The following is a 3719-nucleotide window of genomic DNA, read 5'->3' as shown; positions in this document are numbered from 1 at the left end:
GGGGCCGAAGAACTCGACGAACTTGCCGACCACGCCGGTGCGTCGCAGCAGTTCGGCGACGGTGAGCACCAGGTCGGTGGCGGTGGTGCCCGGCTGCAGCTCACCGACCAGCTTCAGCCCGACCACCTGCGGGATCAGCATGCTCATCGGCTGGCCGAGCATGGCCGCCTCGGCCTCGATACCGCCGACACCCCAGCCCAGCACACCGAGGCCGTTGACCATCGGGGTGTGTGAGTCGGTACCGACCAGGGTGTCGGGGTAGGCCAGCGGACCGGCCTCCCCAGCCGAGCCGTTCCGGGTGAAGACAACCCGGGCCAGATACTCCAGGTTGACCTGGTGGCAGATGCCGGTGTCGGGTGGCACCACGGCGAAGTCGTTGAAGGCCCGCTGGGCCCAGCGCAGCAGCTGGTAGCGCTCCTTGTTGCGCTCGAACTCCAGGTCGGCGTTGACCCGGAAGGCGTCGGCCCGGCCGAAGACGTCGGCGATCACCGAGTGGTCGATGACCAGCTCGGTCGGGCAGAGCGGGTTGATCCGCTTGGTGTCACCGCCGAGTGCGGCGATGGCGTCGCGCATGGCGTCCAGATCCACCACGCACGGAACCCCGGTGAAGTCCTGCATCAAAACCCGGGCCGGGCTGTAAGCGATCTCCCGGCCGTGTTCGGCCTTCGGGTCCCAACCGGCCATCGCGATGATCTGTTCGGCGGTGACCAGCCGACCGTCCTCGTTGCGCAGCAGGTTTTCCAGCAACACCTTCAGGCTGTAGGGCAGCCGTGCCGAGCCGTCGATCTTGTCCAGTCGGCGGATCTGGTAACTGGTGCCGTCGACGGCGAGCTGCCCGCGGGTGGAGAAACTGTTGAGGTTGCTGTCTGCGGCCATCGTGGGCCTCCGCCCGTCGGATTCAGTTGCTTTAGTTACAACCCTAGTCAGAAAAATCCGCTTCGCCAGAGAACGGTTCCCGCCGGCGCAGCCGGCCGCGACTACCTGCCGACGACGAAATGGGCGAGCGCACCGGAACAGTGGAGCGTGTCGATGCGCAGACCGGCTTCGGTGAACCATCGGCGGGCGTCGTCGACGGTGCCGCTGGCTCCGAATGCCCCGGCGCCGCGCAGCAGTGCCGCGTAGACCTCGGCCCGCCGCGGCCGGCCACGGCTGACGAAATCGCCGACCAGCCGGCCGCCCGGCTTCAGGCAGCGGGCGATCTCGCGAATCGCGGCGCCCGGATCGGGCAGGCAGTGCAGTCCGTTGAAACAGACGCACAGGTCGAACTCACCGTCGCCGAACGGCATCTGGTCGATGCTGCCCTGGACACACTCGACCATGTCCCGATGCTCGGGCCGGACCCGCCGGCGGGCCAGGGAGAGCATGGCCGCGGAGATGTCCATCGCCACGTAGCGCACCCGCTGCTCCGGGCGCAGCCGCGCCACGGTAACCCCGCCGCCGCAGGGCACGTCGAGAATCGCTGAGCCGTTTGGCATCTCGGTGACCACATCCATCGCCCGATACATTCGGCGGACGTCGGTTCCCCACATCAGCCAGCCGAGCGGCCGGGCCAGCGCCTCGGTCTCCACCCCGCGCGCGTAGCCGACGCCGAGCGAACCGGAGAACAGGCGGTTCTGCCAGACCCGGCTTACGTCGACCATGGCTTCAACGCGGTGTGCGTCGCCCGTTGGCCTATTGGCCTGCGGCCCGTTCGTACACCGGGCGCTGGTTCGGGCAGTAGCTGTTGATCGAGGCGCCGAGGAACTGCCACGACTGAGCCTGGGTGCTGTCCCGGGGCAGGTTGGGGCCGATGAACCGGACCGACGCCTGCGCGTCGGGGTCCTTGCCCCAGTTCAGCCGTTCGCAGACGATCTTCCCCAGCCAGGCGTTGTAGTCCCGCGGACCGTAGATGCCGTAGCCCTGCAGCTGGCGGGAGAACTCGACATCCGGGTCGACCCAGGGATCGGCGGACGCGGACGCGGCCAGTGTCATTGCGAGCGCCGCGGCCGCCGCGGCAAGCACCGTCGACTTCATGGGGTGCAGTGTACCGCGATCTTGGTTAGCTCGGCTTACCGCTACCGGATTCGTCGGGTTCGCGCGCTTGGGCCTCGACGGCGTGCTCGTGCTCTCGCGCGTCATGCCTATCCAGCCGCCGGGGGTGGGCGGTACCGTCCGGGCAGGGCGTCGGCCGATCAACCGGCGGGGCGCCGGGTGCGGTCGTGGTGGGGGTGGGGGACGGTCGAAGACGCGCTCTCCGACGCCGAGGTGCGCGACCTGGAGTCGCGGATGGCGACACTGCTCCCCGGACACGACCTCACCGACCACCCACCCCCGGACCCGGCCGCGCTGGGGCTGCCAGCGCCGCGGATCGACCCGCCGGCATCGCTGGCGCCGTTGTGCTCGGCGGATCCGGCGGAGCGCGCCGGACACGCACGCGGCAAGGCGTTCCGCGACGTGGTCCGCAACCTGCGCGGACGCCTGGAGTACGCCCCGGATCTGGTCGCCCGGCCGGGCACCGAGCAGGACGTCGTCGACGTGCTGGATTGGTGTGCGGGCAAGCACATTCCGGTGATCCCGTACGGCGGCGGCAGCTCGGTCGTCGGGGGTGTCGAGCCGCGATTCGACACGCCGGCACTCACCCTGGACGTCACCGGCTTGGGCGCGGTTCTGGAGATCGACCGGGGCAGCCGGGCCGCCCGGATTCAGGCCGGGATACTCGGCCCGGCGCTCGAAGATCAGCTGCGCCCGGCCGGGCTGACGCTGCGCCATTTCCCGCAGTCGTTCGCGTTCTCCACGCTGGGCGGCTGGCTGGCCACCCGCGCCGGCGGCCACTTCGCCACCCTGTACACCCACATCGACGACCTGACCGAGTCGCTGCGGGTGGTCACGCCCGCCGGGATCAGCGAGTCCCGGCGGCTGCCCGGCTCCGGCGCCGGACCGTCCCCGGACCGGATGTTCCTGGGCTCGGAGGGCGTCCTCGGGGTCATCACCGAGGCGTGGATGCGGCTGCAGGACCGGCCACGATGGCAGGTCACCGCGTCGGTGACCTTCGACGACTGGACCGCCGCCGTCGCCGCGACCCGGGCGATCGCCCAGGCCGGCCTGTACCCGGCCAACTGCCGGCTGCTGGACCCGGCCGAAGCATTCCTGAACGCCGGCACCGCGGTGCCCGGTGGGCTGCTGGTGCTCGCCTTCGAGTCGGCCGACCACCCGGTCGACGCCTGGCTGGACCGGGCGCTGGAGATCACCGCGGACCACCGCGGGACGGTGACCGCGCGACGCGGCCGGGACACCGCGGGCGACGTGCTGGCCGCAGCCGATGCGTCGGCGAGCTGGCGCTCGTCGTTCCTGCGGATGCCGTACCTGCGCGACGCCCTGGCCCGGCGGGCCGTCATCGCCGAGACGTTCGAGACCGCCTGCACCTGGGACCGGTTCGAGACGCTGCACGCCGCGATCACCGAGACGGCTCGCAGCACAATCGCCGAGGTCTGCGGCGCCGGCCTGGTGACCTGCCGGTTCACCCATGTCTATCCCGACGGGCCGGCGCCGTACTACGGCATCTACGCCGGCGGGCGCTGGGACACCCTGGTGGCGCAGTGGGACGAGCTCAAGGCCGCGGTCTCCGAGGCGATCATCGCCAACGGCGGGACGATAACCCACCACCACGCAGTCGGCCGCGACCACCGCCCCTGGTATGACGGCCAGCGGCCCGACCTCTTCGCCGCCGGTCTGCGCGCGGT

The 3719-nt window shown here is 70.8% G+C and carries 4 protein-coding genes; 1 reads left to right on the top strand and 3 read right to left on the bottom strand.

Features of this window, described 5'->3' with window-relative positions:
- The 3 genes from AC2VNT_RS07165 to AC2VNT_RS07155 all read right to left on the bottom strand — a co-directional run.
- Positions 1-876, bottom strand: an 876-nt coding sequence (locus AC2VNT_RS07165; RefSeq protein WP_486946191.1) for an aconitase family protein, incomplete at its 3' end; no start/stop codon positions are given.
- 101 nt (positions 877-977) lie between these two features.
- Positions 978-1640 (bottom strand): class I SAM-dependent methyltransferase, encoded by a 663-nt coding sequence (locus AC2VNT_RS07160; RefSeq protein WP_486946190.1) that lies wholly within the window; start codon positions 1638-1640, stop codon positions 978-980.
- A gap of 31 nt (positions 1641-1671) precedes the next feature.
- Positions 1672-2013 (bottom strand): DUF732 domain-containing protein, encoded by a 342-nt coding sequence (locus AC2VNT_RS07155; protein ID WP_486946189.1) that lies wholly within the window; start codon positions 2011-2013, stop codon positions 1672-1674.
- 177 nt (positions 2014-2190) lie between these two features.
- On the opposite strand from AC2VNT_RS07155, the gene AC2VNT_RS07150 reads away from it, so the two are divergent.
- The coding region (locus AC2VNT_RS07150) for an FAD-binding oxidoreductase (RefSeq protein ID WP_486946188.1) at positions 2191-3719 on the top strand (1529 nt) is incomplete at its 3' end.

The sequence above is a fragment of the Mycobacterium sp. TH-M15 genome, assembly GCF_057473705.1.
Note: the sequence above shows the minus strand (reverse complement) of the source record. Positions and strands in the feature narration are given on the sequence as shown.

Excerpts from the sequence above, each read along its gene's own strand:
- AC2VNT_RS07160 (WP_486946190.1), bottom strand. The coding sequence starts at position 1,640 with ATGGTCGACGTAAGCCGGGTCTGGCAGAACCGCCTGTTCTCCGGTTCG.
- AC2VNT_RS07155 (WP_486946189.1), bottom strand. The coding sequence starts at position 2,013 with ATGAAGTCGACGGTGCTTGCCGCGGCGGCCGCGGCGCTCGCAATGACA.